This window comes from Enterobacter chengduensis (assembly GCF_001984825.2).
Lineage (GTDB): Bacteria > Pseudomonadota > Gammaproteobacteria > Enterobacterales > Enterobacteriaceae > Enterobacter > Enterobacter chengduensis.
The window spans coordinates 2,899,141-2,913,545 of the sequence record NZ_CP043318.1 but is presented as its reverse complement, the minus strand read 5'-3'; the positions used below and the strand labels follow the sequence as shown (position 1 = coordinate 2,913,545).

The 14,405-nt window shown below is 52.3% G+C and carries 16 protein-coding genes and 2 pseudogenes; 11 read left to right on the top strand and 7 right to left on the bottom strand.

Annotated features, from left to right (window positions below; genetic code table 11):
* Positions 1-323 precede the first annotated feature (323 nt).
* Positions 324-617: a YciI family protein gene (locus tag FY206_RS14180; RefSeq protein ID WP_045890519.1), complete on the top strand. Its 294-nt coding sequence runs from the start codon at positions 324-326 to the stop codon at positions 615-617.
* 53 nt (positions 618-670) lie between these two features.
* Here FY206_RS14180 and FY206_RS14175 read toward each other — a convergent pair.
* Positions 671-763, bottom strand: a pseudogene (locus tag FY206_RS14175) (DUF933 domain-containing protein); the annotation flags it as partial.
* 28 nt (positions 764-791) lie between these two features.
* Here FY206_RS14175 and FY206_RS14170 point away from each other — a divergent pair.
* The 7 genes and pseudogenes from FY206_RS14170 to FY206_RS14140 all read left to right on the top strand — a co-directional run.
* Positions 792-2,189 (top strand): annotated as a pseudogene (locus FY206_RS14170) (RHS repeat domain-containing protein); the annotation flags it as partial.
* Positions 2,189-2,434 carry a hypothetical protein gene (locus FY206_RS14165; protein WP_032641090.1) on the top strand — a complete coding sequence of 82 codons (246 nt, stop codon included), beginning with the start codon at positions 2,189-2,191 and terminating at the stop codon, positions 2,432-2,434. The pseudogene FY206_RS14170 and the gene FY206_RS14165, both read left to right, overlap by 1 nt.
* 224 nt (positions 2,435-2,658) lie before the next feature.
* Positions 2,659-2,925, top strand: a complete 267-nt coding sequence (locus tag FY206_RS25580) for a hypothetical protein (RefSeq protein WP_229267755.1) — start codon at positions 2,659-2,661, stop codon at positions 2,923-2,925.
* 405 nt (positions 2,926-3,330) lie between these two features.
* Positions 3,331-3,633, top strand: coding sequence for a hypothetical protein (locus tag FY206_RS14155; protein WP_229267753.1), 303 nt, complete (start codon positions 3,331-3,333; stop codon positions 3,631-3,633).
* A 96-nt stretch (positions 3,634-3,729) separates the two neighbouring features.
* A complete protein-coding gene (locus FY206_RS14150; RefSeq protein WP_032641088.1) occupies positions 3,730-4,110 on the top strand; it encodes a hypothetical protein in 381 nt (126 codons plus the stop codon).
* A gap of 15 nt (positions 4,111-4,125) precedes the next feature.
* The gene (locus FY206_RS14145) at positions 4,126-4,491 is read left to right on the top strand and encodes a hypothetical protein (protein ID WP_072001209.1); all 366 of its coding nucleotides are present in this window, start codon (positions 4,126-4,128) and stop codon (positions 4,489-4,491) included.
* A 99-nt stretch (positions 4,492-4,590) separates the two neighbouring features.
* Positions 4,591-4,884 carry a YciI family protein gene (locus FY206_RS14140; protein ID WP_032641086.1) on the top strand — a complete coding sequence of 98 codons (294 nt, stop codon included), beginning with the start codon at positions 4,591-4,593 and terminating at the stop codon, positions 4,882-4,884.
* 53 nt (positions 4,885-4,937) lie between these two features.
* Here FY206_RS14140 and ychF read toward each other — a convergent pair whose 3' ends face one another.
* Complete coding sequence (ychF, locus tag FY206_RS14135) at positions 4,938-6,032, bottom strand: redox-regulated ATPase YchF (protein ID WP_003856650.1); 1,095 nt, start codon at positions 6,030-6,032, stop codon at positions 4,938-4,940.
* A 126-nt stretch (positions 6,033-6,158) separates the two neighbouring features.
* Positions 6,159-6,743, bottom strand: a complete 585-nt coding sequence (gene pth, locus FY206_RS14130; protein ID WP_032641084.1) for an aminoacyl-tRNA hydrolase — start codon at positions 6,741-6,743, stop codon at positions 6,159-6,161.
* 274 nt (positions 6,744-7,017) lie between these two features.
* Between pth and ychH the strand changes: the two genes are divergently transcribed.
* Both ychH and FY206_RS14120 read left to right on the top strand, forming a co-directional pair.
* The gene (gene ychH, locus FY206_RS14125) at positions 7,018-7,293 is read left to right on the top strand and encodes a stress-induced protein YchH (protein WP_023336004.1); all 276 of its coding nucleotides are present in this window, start codon (positions 7,018-7,020) and stop codon (positions 7,291-7,293) included.
* A gap of 119 nt (positions 7,294-7,412) precedes the next feature.
* Positions 7,413-8,471, top strand: coding sequence for a MerR family transcriptional regulator (locus FY206_RS14120; RefSeq protein WP_032641082.1), 1,059 nt, complete (start codon positions 7,413-7,415; stop codon positions 8,469-8,471).
* On the opposite strand, the gene dauA is transcribed toward FY206_RS14120, so the two are convergent.
* From dauA to lolB, 4 genes are all read right to left on the bottom strand, one after another.
* Positions 8,457-10,136: a C4-dicarboxylic acid transporter DauA gene (dauA, locus tag FY206_RS14115; protein WP_032641080.1), complete on the bottom strand. Its 1,680-nt coding sequence runs from the start codon at positions 10,134-10,136 to the stop codon at positions 8,457-8,459. The two genes, FY206_RS14120 and dauA, sit on opposite strands and share 15 nt — an antisense overlap.
* A 245-nt stretch (positions 10,137-10,381) precedes the next feature.
* Complete coding sequence (gene prs, locus FY206_RS14110) at positions 10,382-11,329, bottom strand: ribose-phosphate diphosphokinase (protein ID WP_003856663.1); 948 nt, start codon at positions 11,327-11,329, stop codon at positions 10,382-10,384.
* A gap of 125 nt (positions 11,330-11,454) precedes the next feature.
* Positions 11,455-12,324: a 4-(cytidine 5'-diphospho)-2-C-methyl-D-erythritol kinase gene (gene ispE, locus FY206_RS14105; protein WP_032641077.1), complete on the bottom strand. Its 870-nt coding sequence runs from the start codon at positions 12,322-12,324 to the stop codon at positions 11,455-11,457.
* Positions 12,321-12,932, bottom strand: a complete 612-nt coding sequence (gene lolB, locus FY206_RS14100) for a lipoprotein insertase outer membrane protein LolB (protein WP_032641074.1) — start codon at positions 12,930-12,932, stop codon at positions 12,321-12,323. The genes ispE and lolB overlap by 4 nt, the downstream gene beginning before the upstream one ends.
* Positions 12,933-13,133: 201 nt before the next feature.
* Here lolB and hemA point away from each other — a divergent pair, with 201 nt between their 5' ends.
* Entirely contained in the window at positions 13,134-14,390 is a 1,257-nt protein-coding gene (hemA, locus tag FY206_RS14095) for a glutamyl-tRNA reductase (protein WP_032641072.1), read from the top strand.
* The last annotated feature ends 15 nt before the right edge of the window (positions 14,391-14,405 follow it).

Below are 14,405 nucleotides of genomic sequence, written 5' to 3'. Positions count from 1 at the left end.
TTTGTCATTTCAAAGAAAAAATAAATTATACATTTGGGTATTTTAATGGCTAGAAATATCAGATTTAAATGCAATTATTTTTTATAATCATTTAAGATTTTATGTAAATAATCGTTAAGGGTTGCGAGTGCCTACCGGAAATTAACTCAGTAAAAAAACTTGTCTGATTGGCAGAAAGAATCACTAAACTGGATGAACCGTGATACCACGGAAACAGTCATGATTAGGTGGAACTTTGAGTGGGGGCGAATTTCAGTCTCATACAAGATAAGGTCATTTAATCATAGGATAAAAGTTAAAAAAACAGAGCTGAGATGAAAAGGATGAGCACGGTTTACATTGTCATTTTAACCTATATCAAACCACTCGAAGAGATTGACGCAGCGATTCCCGCTCATGTGGAGTGGCTAAAAAAGGGGTATTCAGAGGGGATTTTCCTGGCGTCCGGTAGACGGATCCCAAGAAACGGTGGAGTCATTCTCGCTAAATCTGAGAATCTTGCCTCTCTTGAAGAGCGACTACGCGAGGATCCTTTTCAGAGGTTAAAGCTTGCGACTGCCGAAATCATTCCTTTTGAACCCAGCATGAAGGCAGAATTTTTAGGCAATGTGTTTTGATCCTGCAATAAAAAATCCACGCCAAAGCGTGGATTTTTTTCATTCAAAACAAATCAAACGTTAAACAAGAAGTTCATCACATCGCCATCTTTTATGATGTAATCTTTACCTTAAGCACGCATTCGAGCCGCCTCTTCCACTCCTTGCTAACCTTTATCCTTAATAAGCTGCCAGTATACCTGCGACGAACTGCACCGCGAGACCAGTCGCACCCAGGTGCTGCCGATCACCTGCAGCGAATACGATCGTCTTGGTCGACTGTATCGCCGGGACGACTTTACCGGCAATGCCCAGCGCCCGTCGCCGCGCCGCTGGTCCCGCCGCTGGGATGCCGCCGGTAACCCGCTCGAAGGTTCTGCTGAGAAGGTCACGCACAACCGCCTGACGCAGCTGAACGGCATTCGCTGGCGCTATGACATCCACGGCCGCACCGTGGAGAAGGATAACGGCCAGACCCGCTGGCACTACCGCTACGACGGCGAACATCGCCTGACGGAGGTCATCAGCCAGCCGCGGGACCGCAACAGGCCGCAGATGCAGGTCAGCTTCCGCTACGATCCGCTCGGGCGGCGCATCAGCAAAATGCGACGCCAGATGCTGGGCGGACAGCCAACCGGTAAGCCGGTCACCACCCGGTTTGTCTGGGAAGGGTTCCGTCTGCTGCAGGAGCTGCACGGAGACGTGCCGCTGACCTACGTTTATAGCGAGCAGGACAGCTACGACCCGCTGGCGCGTATCGATGGCGTTGATCCCCCGGAGATTTTCTGGTTCCACTGCCAGCCGAACGGCACGCCGGAGCGGATGACGGATAGCGAAGGGCAGGTGCGCTGGGAAGGTGTGAACAGCGCCTGGGGCAAGCTGCTTCGGGAAAGCGAAACGCAGGTATCAGGATATTCTCAGAACCTGCGCATGCAGGGGCAATACCTGGACCGTGAGACAGGGCTGCACTACAATCTGTTCCGGTATTACGACCCGGACTGCGGGCGGTTTACGCAGCAGGACCCGATAGGGCTGGCGGGGGGGATTAACCTTTACCAGTATGCGCCGAATGCGCTGGGGTGGGTGGATCCGTGGGGGTTGAGCCGTGAGTGTAGCGGTAAAACGAAGCCTGATTTCTATGTCGGTCCAGCGGGACCAAGCGCTACAATGCCTTCAACTGCTTATCGTTATGTTCGATATTTGAATGACGATGGCAGTTTAGATAAATGGGTGCCTGGTCTTCTCGAAACAAAAAAAGCGCCCGTAACGTATTTTGGATTCGAAAAATTTGAAACGGGTAAAGCGGCTCGTGATGCGTTTCAGATAAAAGGTCCCGATAAAGTTGATCCGACGTTACCAGCGGATGTCTCTTGGAGTGATGCAAGGATTAGAGGAACATTTGATACATTGCAACTTTATGAAAATGGTACTCCTCAAGTGAGGCATCCAAGAATGTTTGGAGATGAAATAGGTGCACCATTAGAACAATTTACGCATGCTTATCCGCAATACGGAAAGGGGGGCGTAGAACAAATGCATGCAGAAAAACGGACAATTATTTTCGATAAAATTGATATTCTTCCGGAGGAATAATGAATTACGATTCATATAATGAAGTGCTCGATTACCTCAAAGTTTTTTTCAACGAAAGAGTGGATTCATTAATTTATTTAGAAAAACTAATGACTCTGATTGAAGGTTCTCGCTCTGAAAAAACCGTGACTATAAGAGCTATTTATGAAACGTACATGGAGTATGTAAAAGAAAATAGGGGTAACATTAAAGTTATCTCTGGAGAAAAGGAAATGTGGATTGATTTATTGCACCATTGGCAATAAAGATTTATTGTCATGTAGATTAGATTGAAATGATTATAACGGTGTGGCGTAATGCAATAATTGATGCAGGTGTATTTTAGTTGCGTAGTGGAAAATGCAGTGTGAGCCTTGCATATAACACGTGTAATCTGTACGCGGAAATGCTTCTTTATATGGATGCCATCATGTTGTAGTTTATTTAGTTATAATCTCGTGTTAGGCATTCAAAAGTAGAACAAGGCAAAATGATTGAATTAAAATTTAAACCGATTACAGGTGAACTAAATCTTGATGGTCTGCCTTTGGAAATTGATACTAAAGAAGGCTTTTGTAAATGTGATTTATACTACGAATTAGTTAAGCGCAAAGCTATAAAGAAAACCATGCCTAATCACTACCTTGTTGACTCAGTAGCGTTTTTCGACAAAGAATTTCAAGTTACTCTACGCACAGTGTGCTATCATTTTCCTTTTATGCTTCATCTTGTTGATAAAAAACAGTCAATACTATAACGCATTAAATGATTGGAACGCTCGAACTAATATTCACATGCTAAATGAATCAGTGAAAAGCCTGTCTGATTGGCTGAAAGAATCACTAAACCTGGACACGCCTGATACCACGGAAACAGACATGATTAGGTGGAACTTTGAGTGGGGGCGGGTTTCAGTCTCATATGAGATAAAGTCATTTAATCATGGGATATATATAGTTTGGAATATAACGTAGTCACTTCCAGGCAAGGTTGTTTAGATATGTTAGAAATGAAACTTAATGTTCATACTGGATTTGTAGCAATCAACAACTATCCAATCGAATTAAAAGATGTTGATACTTTTATAAATTCCGCATTTTACAAGTTCTTCTCGCCATTGACTAAAATAGGCTCTTTTCTATTTCGCTATCGATAATATTAAATGGAAAGATCAAACTTTCATTTTGGAACTATGCCCTCAGCATTTTCTTTTACCCCATCATTATTCCTTACTAGTAAGGGTGGAAGTTTTTATAAAACGCTAAATGATTGGGATAAAAGGGCAAGCCTGGGTAATTTATCGGATGAGCAGCAGCGTTTGACAGCATGGGTTGAGAGTGAAATAACCTCAAAGCCTAAGCTTAAAATTATCAATCCCCCATATGGATTTCAATGGGCGCATGAATGGGGAAGTATTGTTGTACAGTCTAATGAAAAAAGCTTCGATTGTGGTATTTATATCTAATGGAATGTTTGACATAAATAATGTCATTAATTAATAAAATACCTCATTTTCTTCTCGCCTTACTTTATCTATTAATAACTTAAAGGCTCAATAAAAATGAAATTAACTAATCGACTGAAGAAGAAGATGTTAGTGCTGGATGGCATTGATAATGACTTTATAGATTATGGCGCAAAAATAGCATGCCCTGAATGCGAGGGCGTAATAGTCTACTCTGTCGTAAACTCATATGAGTTTGACACGCTCTCTGAAGAGGTAAAATGCTTTTTGGTTAAGAAAATGAAAGGTGTAAAGCTTGTTAGTGAAAATAAGAAATATAGTTATGATGAAAGCCAATTAGATGTTTCGAAAAACTCATGTTCAAAGTGTTTAAAAGAGTTTTCCACTGTATTAACGTATAAAGAAGTGCAACCAGCCCGATACCGGGTATATCTTGTGGGGCTTTTTGACGGTGATTTGAAACAGATCAAACTATAAAAGTTTAGGTTACCTGTGATTGAAAATCTCATTTGTATTAAAGAAAATGACCTGCTTCAATGGGCATGTGGTGAAAGTAAAATACTGATTAGTATGCCATTTTTAGACTATGCAATGGTCGACTCGACACGGCAGTTAGTCTTTGCGTTAAGCCACTCAAAGCCACTACCAACCGTTTTGACCATCTTCAATGCGCAGGGCGAAAAACTATTTTGGTCTGCACCTCCTGAAGGTGCGACTTTCTATTACTTAACATTCAACCGGTCAAAAGAAGTGGTTGTAGTCTGTAGCTATGCGGAAAAGCAAAACGGGTGGCATGATTGGTTTTATTCCTGGGATATGAAGCGTAATGCTTTGTCTCAATTGGGCCCTGCGTATTAACATCAAAAGCGCCAAAAAACGATAACAATAATCGGTAGCCAAAGAGGGCCGCATAAGCAGTTCCAACAAGCGGTTTAAAACAGAACTGAGAGGCTAAGGATGAGCACGGTTTACATTGTCATTTTAACCTATATCAAACCACTCGAAGAGATTGACGCAGCGATTCCCGCTCATGTTGAGTGGCTAAAAAAGGGGTATTCAGAGGGGATTTTCCTGGCGTCCGGTAGACGGATCCCAAGAAACGGTGGCGTCATTCTTGCTAAATCTGAGAGTCTTGCCTCTCTTGAAGAGCGACTACGCGAGGATCCTTTTCAGAAATTAAAGCTTGCGACTGTTGAGATCATTCCCTTTGAACCCAGCATGAAAACAGAACTATTAAAAAATGTGTTTTAACCCCGGAATAAAAAAATCCACGCCAGGGCGTGGATTTTTTTCGATCAAACAAATTAAACGTTGAACAGGAAGTTCATCACATCGCCATCTTTAACGATGTAATCTTTCCCTTCCGCACGCATCTTGCCTGCTTCTTTCGCGCCTTGCTCACCCTTGTAGGTGATGAAGTCTTCAAACGCGATAGTCTGCGCACGAATAAAGCCTTTCTCGAAGTCGGTGTGGATCTTACCAGCCGCCTGAGGCGCAGTTGCACCCACAGGGATGGTCCACGCACGCACTTCCTTCACGCCAGCGGTGAAGTAGGTTTGCAGGTTCAGCAGCTCATAGCCTGCGCGGATCACGCGGTTCAGGCCAGGCTCTTCCAGACCCAGCTCGGCCATGAACTCTTCACGGTCGGCGTCGTCCAGCTCGGCGATGTCGGATTCAACGGCAGCGCATACAGCCACAACGACAGAACCTTCCGCCGCGGCGATTTCACGTACTTTGTCGAGGTACGGGTTGTTCTCGAAACCGTCTTCGTTAACGTTGGCGATGTACATGGTTGGCTTCAGGGTCAGGAAGCTCAGGTATTTGATCGCCGCCTTGTCTTCGTCAGTCAGGTTTTTCAGCGCGCGCAGCATGCCCGCGTTTTCCAGCTGCGGCAGGCATTTTTCCAGCGCAGCCAGTTCCGCTTTCGCGTCCTTGTCGCCGCCTTTGGCTTTCTTCTGCACGCGGTGAATCGCGCGTTCGCAGGTGTCGAGGTCAGAGAGCGCCAGCTCGGTGTTGATGACGTCGATGTCGTCAGCCGGATCCACTTTGTTGTTAACGTGGATGATGTTGTCGTTCTCGAAGCAGCGCACAACGTGGCCGATCGCTTCGGTTTCACGAATGTTGGTCAGGAACTGGTTGCCCAGGCCTTCACCTTTGGATGCGCCTTTTACCAGGCCCGCGATGTCCACGAATTCCATGGTGGTTGGCAGAATGCGCTGCGGCTTCACGATTTCCGCGAGCTGGTCCAGACGCGGGTCCGGCATTGGCACAACGCCGGTGTTAGGTTCGATGGTACAGAACGGGAAGTTCGCCGCTTCGATACCCGCTTTGGTAAGCGCGTTAAACAGGGTGGATTTGCCCACGTTTGGCAGACCGACGATACCGCATTTGAATCCCATTTCTAAATCACCTTAATATCTTGATAATCAATCCGTTATCGATGACCGATTGATGAAAAGTAAATAACTACGCCTATTATACACGTAACCCGCATGACGCGCGGTAAAAAAGCCGTATCGGGCGGATTATTGTGCTTTGAAAGCGTGCAAGCGGTTTGTCGCTTTGGTTAAGCCGTCCTGCAGCCAGATTTCAGTGCAGCGCGCCGCCTCGTCTACCGCTTCGTCAATCAGTTTCTGCTCGGAAACCGGGGGCTTACCGAGCACGAAACCGACAACTTTGTTTTTATCGCCCGGATGGCCGATTCCGACGCGCAAACGGTGGAAATTCGGGTTATTGCCCAGCTTGCTGATGATGTCCTTAAGGCCGTTGTGGCCGCCGTGTCCGCCGCCCAGCTTGAATTTTGCCACGCCGGGCGGGAGATCCAGCTCATCGTGGGCCACCAGAATTTCATCCGGGTTGATGCGATAAAACGTTGCCATAGCCGCCACGGCTTTACCGCTCAGGTTCATAAAGGTGGTGGGCACCAGCAGGCGAACGTCCGCGCCTGCAAGATTAATACGTGAGGTATACCCGAAGAATTTAGGTTCTTCACGCAGGGGAACACGTAACCGTTCGGCCAGCAGATCGACGTACCATGCCCCGGCATTGTGGCGGGTGGCCGCGTACTCTGCGCCCGGGTTGGCGAGGCCGACAATCAGTTTAATCGTCACGAGGTAATTCCTAATGGGTTCCAGATCTGGCGCGTAGTTTACTGCCTGGCGCGCCGCTTGACAAAATTCTGCGATCGTCGAAGCGAAATACGAATAATTTCTGATTTGAACAATTAGAATTTCAAGCTGTTCAACGTGTTATTTGTAAACTTTTGTTTGGGCGTTATCTGTAATTGTGATCATTCACGCAACTCATAAAAGGGGCGTTGTCTATACTTTACACACAAGGATTAGGGGCTTTTCCCCTGACAACCCAAAGTTCCGGAGGTGACACATGAAACGCAAAAACGCTTCGTTACTCGGTAACGTGCTGATGGGGTTGGGGCTGTTCGTGATGGTAGCCGGCGTGGGTTATTCAATTTTAAACCAGCTGCCGCAGCTTGACCTCCCGCAATACTTTGCGCATGGCGCGATATTGAGCATCTTCCTCGGTGCGGTATTGTGGCTCGCCGGGGCGCGCATGAGCGGACATGAGGAAGTGTGCGATAAATACTGGTGGGTGCGCCACTACGACAAACGCTGTCGCCGCGACCAGCATAAGCACAGCTAGTGCACCATAAGAATACCGAAACGACTTCATCTGAAGTCGTTTTTTTTTGCATCAAGGGTTGACCCTCACGTAACGTAAGGCTCCAGAGTGGCGCCACTGGCAAAGAAAAAGGAGCAGTTATGTTGATTCAGGTGGGAGAGCTGGCGAAACGCGCCGGGATCACCGTGCGGACATTGCACCACTATGAGCAAACAGGGTTGTTGCTGCCTTCTGCCAGGAGCGCGGCAGGTTACCGTCTTTACAACCTGGCGGATGTCCAGCGTTTGCATATGATTCAGGCGCTGGCAAAAGCGGGGCTGGAACTTGCTGAAATCAGGGATTTCCTGGAACAGGCGTCGCTGTCGTTAACCGAATTACTCGATGCGCAAATCACGCTGCTGGATAAACAGCTGCGCAGCATACATACGCTGCGCGACCGGCTGGTGGAGCTGCGTTCCGGGCTTCTCGACGATGCGACGCCGGATCTGGAATCCTGGCTACAGACTCTGGAGTTAATGAATATGTACGATCGCTGGTTTAGTAAAGAAGAGTTGCAGCAGCTACCGTTTGCGGTGCAGAAGGATGCGCTGGCGGCTATCTGGTCGGGGCTGGTTGCGGAGGCCAACGCGCTGCTGGAAGATCGCATTCCCGTGATGGAACCGCGGGCGATGGACCTGGCGACGCGCTGGATGGTACGCCTGGAGCAGGATACGGCGGGCAGGCCTGAGTTTCTCACCCGGCTGAACGAGATGCACAGCGTTGAACCGCAGATGCAGGCGCAGACCGGCATTACGCCGGAGATGACGGATTACATCACGCGCGCGTTTGCTGAATCGAAGCTCAGCATATGGGAGAAGTATCTCACGGCCGATGAGATGGCCTATACCCGGGCACACTACTTTGACCGCATGATGGAGTGGCCGCCGCTGGTGGCGAAACTACACCAGGCGCAGCGGGAAAATAGCGATCCCGCCTCTGATGAAGCGCAAAAGCTGGCCGAAAACTGGCTGGCATTATTCCAGTCGTACGCGGGCACCAACCCGGAGACCCAGCAAAAGTTTCGCGTGGCCATGCAGCAGGAGCCGCATCTGATGAAGGGTACGTGGATGACGCCTGCCGTGCTTGCATGGCTCCAGCAGGCGATTGGGGTGATGATGCAGAGACGTTTCTCTGCATCAGGTGACTCACAGATCCGCTAACGCGGCTTCGCGGTTGGGGTAGAAGGAGAGTCGGCCAGGGATAGGCTGCACGCCCGCCCGCGCCATGGTGCGCAGCGGCTGGAATTCGAGGTTACTCACCCGCAGTTCGCAGCCTTCCGGCAGCCGCGCAACAAAGCGCTGGAAGGCGTCCAGGCCGCCGGCATCCAGCACCGGTACGGCATCCCACTTCAGCACCACAACCCGCTTGCCCGCGATCCGGGACTCCAGATCGCTGAACAGGCCTTCCGCCGCGGCGAAGAACAGCGGACCAATCACGCGCAGCACCAGCACGTCGTCAGGCACCTCAACGTTGACCGGGGAGAGGCGCGTCATTTGCGCAATGCGGCGCATAAACAGCAGCGAGGCCAGCACTATGCCGACGCTGATGGCGATAACCATATCGAACAGCACCGTCAGCGACATGCAGATCAGCATCACGATGATGTCGTCTTTCGGCGCGCGACGCAGCAGGTTTACCACCTTGTGCGCCTCGCTCATGTTCCAGGCCACCATCAGCAGCAGCGCAGCCATGGCCGAGAGCGGAAGCCATGAAAGCAGCGGGGCAAGGATCAGCAGCGCCATGATCACCAGCAGGGAGTGAATGACTGCGGAAACCGGTGATGTCGCGCCCGCACGTACGTTCGCGGCGGAACGGGCAATCGCAGCCGTAGCGGTAATACCGCCGAAGAACGGTGCAACGATGTTCCCTAAGCCCTGGCCGACCAGCTCGCTGTTGGCTTTGTGCTTAGTGCCGGTCATGCCGTCGAGCACGACGGCGCAGAGCAGGGATTCAATTGCTCCCAGCATTGCCATGGAGAACGCGGCAGGCAGCAGAGCGCGAAGGGAATCCCAGCTTAGGGTGAAGCTTGAGCCCGGCATGTCCCACGGCAGAACCAGCTGCGGCAGCAGCTGCGGAATGCCGCTGCCCTGTGAGCCGTCCGCCAGAACATAGTGGAACTGCGAGCCGATGGTCGCGACATGACCACCGAGCATGTTGACGATAGCCATCACCGTGCAGCCCAGCAGCAGCGCGGGCAGATGGCCCGGCAGCCGGATCCCCAGGCGAGGCCAGACGATCAGCGTGCCCAGCGTCACTATCCCGATGGCGGCGTCGCCGAGATTGGCCGTCGGCAACGCCATAATCAGCGCGCCCACTTTCTGTAAATAGTGCTCCGGAACATGGGCCATCTGCAGGCCGAGGAAATCCTTGATCTGCATGGTTCCGATGGTGATCCCAATCCCCGAGGTGAATCCCAGCGTCACGGAAAGGGGAATATATTCAATCAGGCGACCAAAGCGGGCCAGACCAAACAGAATTAAAAAGATGCCGGACATCAGGGTGGCAACGAGCAGGCCAGCCAGACCGAACTGCTGGGAAACCGGGTAGAGGATCACCACAAAGGCGGCAGTCGGGCCGGAGACGCTGAAGCGAGACCCGCCCGTCAGCGCAATCACAATCCCCGCAACGGCCGAGGTGTACAGCCCGTACTGCGGCGCGACGCCGCTGCCAATCGCCAGCGCCATCGCCAGCGGGATGGCAATAATCCCGACGGTGATCCCGGCTATCAGGTCACGAACAAAGCGTGACGACGTGTATTTCTCTTTCCAGCAGGCGTCGATGAGGGCGCGAAAGGGCAGAACATGTGAGGAGGTTACGTTTTTCACAATTATCTATCATCCGTGTGCGCATCATCTGTCATATAAATGGCAGGTGAAGGAGGCATTAATCATTGCTCGTCATACTTCGCGCTGCAGCTGTGTTGGCTGCGCTCATTCATCCCAGTCAATTACTTGAGTAAGCTCGTGGGATTCATTCACTTGTCGCCTTGCTGCAACACGAATTATTTAGAGCATCAATGAATGGCGGAAACAAAAAAACCCGCCGCAGCGGGTTTTTCGGCCGTGTTCGATCAGTGTTCGAACATTGCTGAGATGGATTCTTCGTTGCTGATACGACGAATCGCTTCGGCCAGCATCCCGGACAGGGTCAACGTACGCACGTTTGGCAGTGCTTTGATCTCGTCGCTCAGCGGGATGGTATCGCAAACCACCACTTCGTCAATGACGGAGTTGCGCAGGTTGTTTACCGCGTTACCGGAGAAGATCGGGTGAGTTGCGTAAGCGAATACGCGCTTGGCACCACGCTCTTTCAGCGCTTCAGCGGCTTTACACAGCGTACCGCCGGTATCGATCATGTCGTCAACCAGCACGCAGTCGCGGCCAGCAACGTCACCGATGATGTGCATCACCTGGGAAACGTTAGCGCGCGGACGACGTTTGTCGATGATCGCCATGTCGGTATCGTTCAGCAGCTTGGCGATAGCACGAGCACGTACCACGCCGCCGATGTCCGGAGAAACCACGATTGGGTTGTCCAGGTTCAGCTGCAGCATGTCTTCCAGCAAGATTGGGCTGCCGAATACGTTATCAACCGGGACGTCGAAGAAGCCCTGGATCTGCTCTGCGTGCAGGTCAACGGTCAGTACGCGGTCAACGCCGACGCTGGACAGGAAGTCAGCGACAACTTTAGCGGTAATTGGCACACGCGCGGAACGGACGCGACGGTCCTGGCGGGCATAACCGAAGTAAGGGATAACGGCAGTGATACGGCCTGCGGAAGCGCGACGCAGGGCGTCGACCATAACAACCAGTTCCATCAGGTTGTCATTCGTTGGAGCACAGGTGGACTGGATGATGAAAATATCACCACCGCGTACATTTTCGTTGATTTGTACGCTGACTTCGCCGTCGCTAAAGCGACCTACGGCGGCGTCGCCGAGGGAAGTGTACAGGCGGTTGGCAATACGTTGTGCTAGTTCCGGGGTGGCGTTACCAGCAAAAAGCTTCATATCAGGCACGAGAAGAACCTCAGGCATGCGTCCAGTGGTGGATAGCGTTCGCCGAAAACTGTGCGGGCCAGGCGAAGGCTATCCAGGCGGTGTATTAAAGAGCGCGATGCAACGTCTGGAACAGGGTGACGTTGTCACCGAAACTCAGTCTGCGCCAGAATGGCCTGCTGTAGGGGGGAGGTGTTCATCCCGCGCGCTACAAAACCATGCAGCCAGTCCGGCGCTTGCTCAAGCACCTGACGAGCGGCGGATTCGGTGTCAAATTCAGCAAAGACACAGGCCCCTGTACCGGTCAGGCGCGACGGCGCGTATTCTAACAGCCAGGAAAGCACCGCATCAACCTCGCGAAAACGTTTTCTTGCGATATCCTCGCAATCGTTGCTGAATTCACAATTTAATAACGTTTTTATTGACCGAATCGGGGTATTCCTTTTCAGGTCAGGATCTTTGAAGATGACCGGGGTCGGAATGCTCACACCAGGGTGGGCAACCAGATACCACTTCTCCGGCGGTTCCGCCGGGGTGAGGATCTCACCCACGCCTTCAGCAAAGGCCGCATGGCCGCGAACAAACACCGGCACATCCGCGCCCAGCGTCAGGCCCAGGGCGGCCAGTTCATCCTGCGACAGCCCGCAGCCCCAGAGGTGGTTTAGCGCTACCAGCACGGTGGCGGCGTTAGATGATCCACCGCCGAGACCGCCGCCCATCGGCAGACGCTTCTCGATGCGGATGTCCGCACCGCTTCCCGCAGGCAGACGACCCGATTGTGCCGCGGCGCTCATCAGCAGGCGCGCGGCGCGCACGATCAGGTTGTCCTCATGCGCCACGCCGTCTACCGGCGTGAGCAGGCAAATCTGTCCGTCCTGGCGCAGCTCAATGGCGATCGTGTCGCCATAGTCAATAAACTGAAACAGCGTCTGCAGGGTGTGATAACCGTCAGCCCGCTGGCCGGTGATGTATAAAAACAGATTCAGTTTTGCCGGAGAGGGCCAGTGGGTCATCATTTAACGATCCAGTTATCCATTTTCAGCTTGATGCGCTGGCTGCCCTGGGTCAGCTCCATATTCGATGGCAGCGACGGTTTACTCTTGCTGTCATAGTCGCTGTACACCACTTTCCAGGTTTTGCCGTTCTGGGTGTAGTTCACCTGGCTCAGACGATACCGATCGTCCAGGGTGTAGTCGGTGGCGTCACCCGGCAGGCCGAGGATCCACTGGCGCAGGCTGTTGAGCGGGATAGGCATCCCGGTCAGCTTGCCAATCATCTCTTCGGCATCGGTCGCGGTGTAGTGCTGGCCTTTGTTATCGGTAATCTGCGCTTCACCCGGCTTCGCGATAAGCTCCAGCTCGGTGCTGCCCAGCGGGTTCAGCAGCAGCAGGCGATAGTTGTCCTGGCCCGTCTGCTGCCAGAAGAAGCGCGCATAAACCTTTTGTTCATCAGAGAGATAGGCGAAGGCGCCGCGCGTCTGGTACTGCTTCAGATTACGGACGTCCTGCTGGTGCTGACGCCACTGCGGTGAATCAGGGCTTTTGCCGGGGCCTTTTGGCTGGGTGACGGTACACGCGGTCAGAACCAGTGCTGCCAGCGGCAGCAGGCGAATCAGTCGGGTCATAATGAGGACAAATCCTTGAGATACGTTGCAGTTATAGCTGTTAATGCTAGCGTCGAAGGGGGCTACCGTCTACGTTCAAATTATCTCAAAGCAATGCGTAAGCTATTACTCCGAAAGGGGGCTGTCTCTTTTATTGATCTCGCGCATCCTGTATGATGCGTTCTGCTAACCTTATTAACGCTGGTACTACTCCCGCTCAACATGACCCTATTAGCACTCGGCATCAACCACAAAACGGCCCCGGTTTCGCTGCGAGAACGCGTTACGTTTTCGCCGGATACGCTTGACCTGGCGCTTGACAGCCTGCTTGCCCAACCGATGGTGCAGGGTGGCGTGGTGCTCTCGACGTGCAACCGTACCGAGCTCTATTTAAGCGTGGAAGAGCAGGACAACCTGCATGAAGCGCTGATCCGCTGGCTATGCGACTACCACAATCTCAACGAAGACGAGCTGCGTAACAGCCTGTACTGGCATCAGGACAACGATGCGGTCAGCCATCTGATGCGCGTCGCCAGCGGGCTGGATTCGCTGGTGCTGGGCGAGCCGCAGATTCTGGGGCAGGTGAAAAAAGCGTTCGCGGATTCGCAAAAAGGGCATTTGAAGGCCAGCGAGCTGGAGCGGATGTTCCAGAAATCGTTCTCCGTGGCGAAGCGTGTGCGAACCGAAACCGACATTGGTGCCAGTGCGGTTTCCGTTGCCTTCGCGGCCTGCACCCTTGCGCGCCAAATCTTTGAATCCCTGTCTACCGTCACCGTGATGCTGGTGGGCGCGGGCGAAACCATCGAACTTGTGGCGCGCCATCTGCGCGAGCATAAGGTGAAAAAGATGATTATCGCGAACCGCACCCGCGAACGCGCGCAGGTGCTGGCGGATGAAGTGGGCGCAGAGGTGGTGGCCCTGAGCGACATCGATGAACGCCTGAAAGAGGCGGACATTATCATCAGCTCTACCGCCAGCCCGCTGCCGATTATCGGCAAAGGGATGGTGGAGCGCGCGCTGAAGTCACGTCGTAATCAGCCGATGCTGCTGGTGGATATCGCTGTTCCGCGCGACGTTGAGCCGGAAGTGGGCAAGCTGCCTAACGCCTACCTCTACAGCGTGGACGATCTGCAAAGCATCATTTCGCACAACCTTGCCCAGCGTAAAGCGGCGGCGGTGCAGGCGGAAACCATCGTTGAGCAGGAAACCAGCGAGTTTATGGCCTGGCTGCGCGCGCAAAGCGTCAGCGAGACCATCCGCGAATACCGCGGGCAGGCGGAGCAGGTGCGTGATGACCTGACTGCCAAAGCGTTAGCGGCCCTTGAACAGGGCGGCGACGCACAGGCTATTATGCAGGATCTGGCGTGGAAGCTGACCAACCGCCTGATCCATGCACCAACCAAATCTCTTCAGCAGGCTGCCCGTGACGGGGATGATGAACGCCTGACTATTCTGCGCAACAGCCTCGGGCTGGAATAGCGCCCTATACCCATT